Origin of the sequence: Kitasatospora sp. NPDC127067 (genome assembly GCF_042724755.1) — a bacterium.
Lineage (GTDB): Bacteria > Actinomycetota > Actinomycetes > Streptomycetales > Streptomycetaceae > Kitasatospora > Kitasatospora lactacystinica.
On record NZ_JBHXEM010000238.1, the window covers coordinates 1 to 5,795 of the forward strand.

Annotated in this window: 6 protein-coding genes and 1 tRNA gene; 3 read left to right on the forward strand and 4 right to left on the reverse strand. The window is 70.8% G+C overall.

The genetic code is table 11. The features are described 5' to 3' along the window. Positions 1-164: 164 nt before the first annotated feature. Positions 165-545, forward strand: a complete 381-nt coding sequence (locus ACFWJ4_RS40540; protein ID WP_380554241.1) for a CBS domain-containing protein — start codon at positions 165-167, stop codon at positions 543-545. Between the two features lie 470 nt (positions 546-1,015). On the opposite strand, the gene ACFWJ4_RS40545 is transcribed toward ACFWJ4_RS40540, so the two are convergent. The 4 genes from ACFWJ4_RS40545 to ACFWJ4_RS40560 all read right to left on the reverse strand — a co-directional run bounded on the left by ACFWJ4_RS40545 (position 1,016) and on the right by ACFWJ4_RS40560 (position 4,351). Further along, positions 1,016-1,297 carry a MerR family transcriptional regulator gene (locus ACFWJ4_RS40545; protein WP_359913448.1) on the reverse strand — a complete coding sequence of 94 codons (282 nt, stop codon included), beginning with the start codon at positions 1,295-1,297 and terminating at the stop codon, positions 1,016-1,018. 1,226 nt (positions 1,298-2,523) lie between these two features. Then, the gene (locus tag ACFWJ4_RS40550) at positions 2,524-2,796 is read right to left on the reverse strand and encodes a hypothetical protein (RefSeq protein ID WP_380357442.1); all 273 of its coding nucleotides are present in this window, start codon (positions 2,794-2,796) and stop codon (positions 2,524-2,526) included. 260 nt (positions 2,797-3,056) lie between these two features. Continuing rightward, positions 3,057-3,479 carry an Hsp20/alpha crystallin family protein gene (locus tag ACFWJ4_RS40555; protein WP_380554244.1) on the reverse strand — a complete coding sequence of 141 codons (423 nt, stop codon included), beginning with the start codon at positions 3,477-3,479 and terminating at the stop codon, positions 3,057-3,059. 161 nt (positions 3,480-3,640) lie between these two features. Continuing rightward, complete coding sequence (locus ACFWJ4_RS40560) at positions 3,641-4,351, reverse strand: hypothetical protein (RefSeq protein WP_380554247.1); 711 nt, start codon at positions 4,349-4,351, stop codon at positions 3,641-3,643. Positions 4,352-4,779: 428 nt separating this feature from the next. Here ACFWJ4_RS40560 and ACFWJ4_RS40565 point away from each other — a divergent pair, with 428 nt between their 5' ends. Together ACFWJ4_RS40565 and ACFWJ4_RS40570 are read left to right on the forward strand one after the other, a co-directional pair. After that, positions 4,780-5,049 (forward strand): pre-peptidase C-terminal domain-containing protein, encoded by a 270-nt coding sequence (locus tag ACFWJ4_RS40565; protein ID WP_380554250.1) that lies wholly within the window; start codon positions 4,780-4,782, stop codon positions 5,047-5,049. Positions 5,050-5,659: 610 nt separating this feature from the next. After that, positions 5,660-5,736: transfer RNA gene (locus tag ACFWJ4_RS40570), tRNA-Met, on the forward strand. The last annotated feature ends 59 nt before the right edge of the window (positions 5,737-5,795 follow it).

Genomic DNA, 5,795 nt, shown 5'->3' on the forward strand with positions numbered 1-5,795 from the left:
GGTGCCTGGGGTGGGCCTGGCCGCCCGCCGGGAGCCTGCCCCCCACGACTCACCAGCGCGAAACACGAGTCCCGGCCCGCTCCGGCGGACCCCGCCGGCCATCCCACCGCCGAGGCCCCGACCACCGCCGGCCCCGGCGGAAACCGACACCAAGGAGTCCGCCCATGACCCTCACCCTCGAACACCCCGCGACCACCGCCACGGTCGGCGACCTCATGAGACACCCCGAGCTGCAGATCAGCGACGACGTCATGGTCGACATGGCGATCGACATCCTGCACAGCTCCGGCGCCGACCACCTCCTGGTCCGCGACGACGACGGCCGCTGCGCCGGGCTGCTGACCCGCATGCACCTCGCCCCGTTCCAGACCCGCACCCGGGCCACCGAGCGCACCCCCGTGCGCGACATCGCCCTCGACCAGGCCCCGTTCGCCACCGCCGACATGCCCGCCGACACCGCAGCCGCCGCCATGCGCGCCCGCGGCCTGGACACGTGGCCGGTGGTCGACCCCGACGGCCACGCCATCGGCCTGCTCAGCTTCTAGGCCCGCCCTGCCGGCGCCGACGCGCCGGCAGTCGCGTGCCCAGGGCGCTGTCCGCGACGGCGTTCAGCATTTCGGCCGCTGTCCTGGTCCCGGTCGCCCATCGCGTCGAACACCAGGGCGCCGGTCCCCGGTCGCAGGCGGATGTCGAGGGCAAGGAGTCGGACTCCGCGGGGACCGCCACCGAAGTACTCCTCGCAGCCCCGGTCTCGGGCGGGCCGGGGCGCCCGCAAAGCGGGCGACTTGCCTGACGACCCGCGTTCGGCAGCGCAACCCCACCGTAGCGCCCCCCCGAGTCAAGGTCCGGGCGGCCTGGAACCGGTCCGCGCCAGTGAGACAGGGGGTTGGGCAGCCTGGCCGTTGGAGAACGGTCGGCCGGCGATCGGGGACTGAGGGGTAGTCGTGTCCCGGGGCGGCCTGCGGTGAGCGCCCGTCGCTCACCGCGGACCGGTCTCGTCGGCCTGGCAGGCGGGTCAGGTGTCGGCGGCGGACTCCTGGCCGCGCGGGGAACGGCGGAGCTCTTCGTTGATGCGCAGGGCTTCTTCGAGTTGGTCTTCGAGGATGACGATGCGGCAGGCGGCTTCGATGGGGGTGCCCTGGTCGACGAGGTCGCGGGCGCGCATGGCGATGCGTAGTTGGTAGCGGGAGTAGCGGCGGTGGCCGCCGTCGGAGCGCAGGGGGGTGATGAGGCGGTGTTCGCCGAGGGCTCGCAGGAAGCCGGGGGTGGTGCCGGTCATCTCGGCGGCGCGGCCCATGGTGTAGGCGGGGTAGTCGTCGTCGTCGAGGGAGTCGGGGGTATGCGGTCGAATGGTTGCCGTGGTCACTGCACCTCTTCTTGTTGTTGTGTCCGGGGACGCGCTGAGGGGCCCCGGGGCCATTTCGGCTCCCGGGGCCCCGAAGGGTTTTACACCATCTGCCGGCCTTGTGGCCGGCTTCCTTGTATCCGCACTGCCCCGGGGGAGGGGGTGTGCGGGGATCGCGTATGCGTGACCGGAAACCACCGTCCTTGCCTTGGGGTCTTCGGATTCCGCCCGGGCGACTTCCTCACGGGCCGGGCGATCCTGATGGCGCTCTGTCCCCTCCATTCATCCTCTGTACTGGCCTGGTACTGCGAACTGCTTGGTACTGCGGAACTGCTTGTACTTCGAACTGCGTGGTAGTGCCAACCACTCGGTGCTGCTGTGGCGGTCCTTGCGGTCCACCGGGTCCGGCAGCCAGCCCCGTCGCCCGTCCTGCTAACCACTCGGCTTGGAACCCCACTGCCGGACTCCCAGCGCGCGCGCCCGCAGTCTGGGCGCCTTCACCGGGATACCGCGTACTTCGACTGCTGGTACTGCCCAACTCGACTTCACACTGCTGGTACTGCGCTTACCGAACTGCGGTACCGCTCGGTGGCGACCCCTGATGCCTGCGGGCCACCTGGCCCGGCCGCCAGTCCCGTCGCCGTCCTGCACCATCCCTGGCTTCAGGACCCTGCAACCGTTCCTACCTGCGAACTTCTGTACTGCTGCCCGCCAGTTCGTGTCTGGCGGGTACCGCTGACCTCGTCTACGAGAGAAACATTAACCACGGTGCGCGGCAATGTCTACTCCGGCGGGCATAGATTTTTCGGTGCCGGTTGGGGAGGTAGTCTTCGCCCCGCACGGGGTGGGGCGGCCGGTCGCCGCAGCCGTGCAAGGACGGGAGACGCCGCGCCCAGCGGCCAGGACCACAAGTGAACGGGAGGCGAGCGGTGGAAGGGCCGCAGGCCGCGCGGCAGGTGCGCACCCCCGACCCCCATACCCAAGCGTCGCTGGCGGCGGCCATAGGCGAAGCAGTCCGAGACCGGGACGAGCGGGGCCTCCGTAGGCTTCTGGCCCGCTTCGCCGAACAGGCCGCCATCACGGACCTGCCCGCCCTGCGCGACGCCATCGACACCCCCCACGACGATGACAGTCCGCCGCGGGCCCGATAGGCCCAGCCGGCCCGCCGCATTCCTGAATCAGAAGGCGCGGACAGCGGCATCACAGGTCAGGCAGACGTATCCGGCCCAACGCGGCGGATGCCACCCCTGCCCCGGCCGTTCCGGGCTCCATCGCTCGACCACCATCGCGCCGGTGTCCATTCCGCACGCGGTCGAAGGCCCCGGGCCATCGGGGGCATCCGGATCCGAGAGAGCGGCGTGGACCCGGCGCACCGACAGGACGTCCACCGGATCACCGCCCACCCCCAGGATGCGCGCGTCCAACGGCTCAACCAGCTCCAGCAGAACCACGATCCCCATGGTTCAACCGTGCGCGCCCAAGGCCGCGCACGCGACCGCACCCGGGCAAGGGCGGCCGGCCGTGGACCACGCCGGGCACCCCGCTGGCGGCCCGCCGTACGGGCCCGGACCGGAAGGTGGGTCCGGGCCCGTACGAACGGGTCCGCTGGCGCCCAGGGTGCTCGCCGGTGCAGGCGAGCGACACCCGGCAGGGCGGCGGCCGGTCGGCGCGGCAGGGACTGGGAACGAACGTCCAGGCCGCGCCGCCGGGGTCAGACGGAGATGGCCTCGCGTTCGGCCTTGGCCGTGATGGTGATCCTGCGGGGGCGGGCCTTCTCGCTGATCGGCACGCGCACGCTCAGCACGCCCTGGTCGTAGTCGGCCTCGATCCGGTCGGTGTCCAGTGCATCGCTCAGGAGCACCTGCCGGGAGAACCGGCCCAGCACCCGCTCGTCCGCCAGCACCTGCGCACCCTGCGGGAGCCCGGACGCGCGCTCCGCGCGCACGGTCAGCACGTTGCGCTCCACGTCCAGGTCAACGGTCTGCGGGTCGATGCCCGGCAGATCCAGGCACAGCACGAACACCTCGCCGTCGCGGTAGGCGACCAGCGGCATCCCCGCCGGCTGGGAGACAGTGCCGACCGGCTGCGGAGAGAGCCGGTCGAGGTCGCGCAGGGAGTTGGTACGCATCAGCAAGGGGGATCAGCTCCTCACAGTCGTGAACGGTCACGGGTGCCCACGGACGGCATGGCGCCGGACCTGCCCAGCCCTGTTCTCCCGCCCGGGCACCTCGACGAGAAAGTTATAGCGCCACAAAAGCTTTCTTGACAAGGTGGCACTCAACTTTAGCGAGCCTTCTAAACGCCACCTTCGGCGCACTGCCAGCCTGAGGCCAGGGCCCCCTGTGAGAACGCTGCTGCTGGGGGCGGTGGCCACCATGGCCCGTTCGGCACGGCGCTGGCCATCCAGTCCTCGCTGGTCGGCATGGGCGAGGTCGTCTTCGGTGGAGCACTGGTGGGCCGAATGCTGTACTGCGGGCGAGGCGCTGAGGCGGCGGAGGCGTCCAGAGCGAGGGCTTTCTGGGCCTGCTTGATCAGGGCGGGCATCTTGGCGTTCTCGTCGACGGGCAGGCCGCGTTCGCGCAGGACTGTCTTGGCGGTGGCCTCGATCAGCTGCTTGGCGCTGCCGATGGCGCCGGCGGGGTCGTCGGAGAGGTCGCGGTGGACGCGGTCGAGCTCGGCGAGGATGCCTGAAGGGCCCCGGAGACCGCTCAGGTCGTGGGTGCGAGCCGGTGGCTTGGTCCAGAGGATCCGGCCTCGTTCGTCGACCCTCAGGCCGTCCCGCTCCAGCGGGACGGTGAGGTCCTCCAGCCACTTGCCCTGCCACTCATCACGCCGGGCGACCCGCATCAGCTCCTCGAAGACCAGCAGAGCCCGCTCCACGTGGCCCCGATCCCTCCAGTCGACCGCCTGGGCGTAGGACTGGAACGAGGAGCGTCGTGCCCCTGTGTCCTGGTAGTGCAGCTCGTCCGGGGCGACGGGCGCGAAGCCCTGCCCTTCCCAGGCCACTGCGATGTCTCGGAGGTTGACGCAGGTCAGCGCCTCGCTGACCTGCGGAAACGACCGACTGGCCGAGTCGTGTCGATTGCTCTGGATCTCGCAATGTGAAATGAGAGTGCACTGAGTTCGATCTCGGCATGAGTTCTGTGCAGTACGGCTCCCGCTCGACCTCCGCACCGCGGCGCCATCCACTACCTCTTCGGCCAAGAGCTCACCCGGCTCGCGGCCCTGCCCGCAGAAGCCCTCACCATCCGGGACAGCGAGGGCGTTCTCCTGCTGGACCACGCACCGATCCGGTTGCCGGAATCGCTGCCCCTGCCCGCGGCCGAGCTCACCTGCCGGCAGCCGACCTAGCTGGTCGCGGTCTCCGCCGCCTCGAACCGGGCGAAGGCCGACAAGGACCCGAGCAGCTGGCGGCCGCCGCTGCGATCGTACTGGTGCACCTACTCCCGCGCCTGGACCGGCTGTGCATCTACATGCCCGCCGGCACCGTGACCCTCGACGTCACCACGACCGGCGGCACCGGCACGGCCTACCTCTACTACAACGCCGACACCTGGGCCTCGAACACCGCCCACACCGCCTCCTCCACCAAGAGCACCGGCACCCAGAACATCACCGTCACCAACTCGACAGCCGGCTACCGCTACCTCAGCCTCTACGGCAGGACCGCGTTCAGCGGCGTCACCGCCACCACCCAGTACTGACCCGCACACACCCGCGCAGACAACCCACCGCAACACCACGCGAGGGCGTTCGCGCACCGGCAACCCGCCGGCGCGCGAACGCGCCCCCGGCCCCAGCAGGCACCGAACACAACCGCCCCACACGGATGCCTCCGAGGCCAGGGTCTTCACCTGCACCAGCACCGCGCCGCCTGCCGCAGCCGCCCACATCACGGCGGCTCCGGCCCCCTTCCCGTCCGACCACGAGCAGGCATTCCACGAACTCGACCTGGCCGTTGCCCTCGTCCTCAACGCACCCCAGGCCGGCCGCTCCCTCGGCCGGCTCATCAACTCCGACCAGGTTCACCCCGAAGGCGCGCTCGTCTTCGGCAGCCTGCTGCTCGTCACCAACCGTATGGACACCGCCCAGTTCTGGTGGCAGTTCGCTGCCGGCTCCGGCAGCGCCACCACCGCGTACCTGCACCACCTCACCCTCGGCGAGACCCTCGACGCGGCCAGGCCGAGAACGTCCCGGCTAAACCACAGACCCGCCGCGCCTTCCAGGCCCTGCCCCCGCTGACCCCGCCAGCACGGGCCGCGCAGGAATCCGGTTTGTGATCACCGGATCGTGCCGTAGACTCGGGCTCACCGACGCGGGGTGGAGCAGCTCGGTAGCTCGCTGGGCTCATAACCCAGAGGTCGCAGGTTCAAATCCTGTCCCCGCTACCACGTACGTGGGTGGGGGGGGGCCCCAGCGGTGGGGGCGCCGCGCCGGTACCGGCCGCCGG

Bases quoted from the DNA above. Each gene is read 5' to 3' on its own strand.
- ACFWJ4_RS40545 (WP_359913448.1), bottom strand. From the start codon at position 1,297: ATGGGCCGCGCCGCCGAGATGACCGGCACCACCCCCGGCTTCCTGCGA.
- ACFWJ4_RS40540 (WP_380554241.1), top strand. From the start codon at position 165: ATGACCCTCACCCTCGAACACCCCGCGACCACCGCCACGGTCGGCGAC.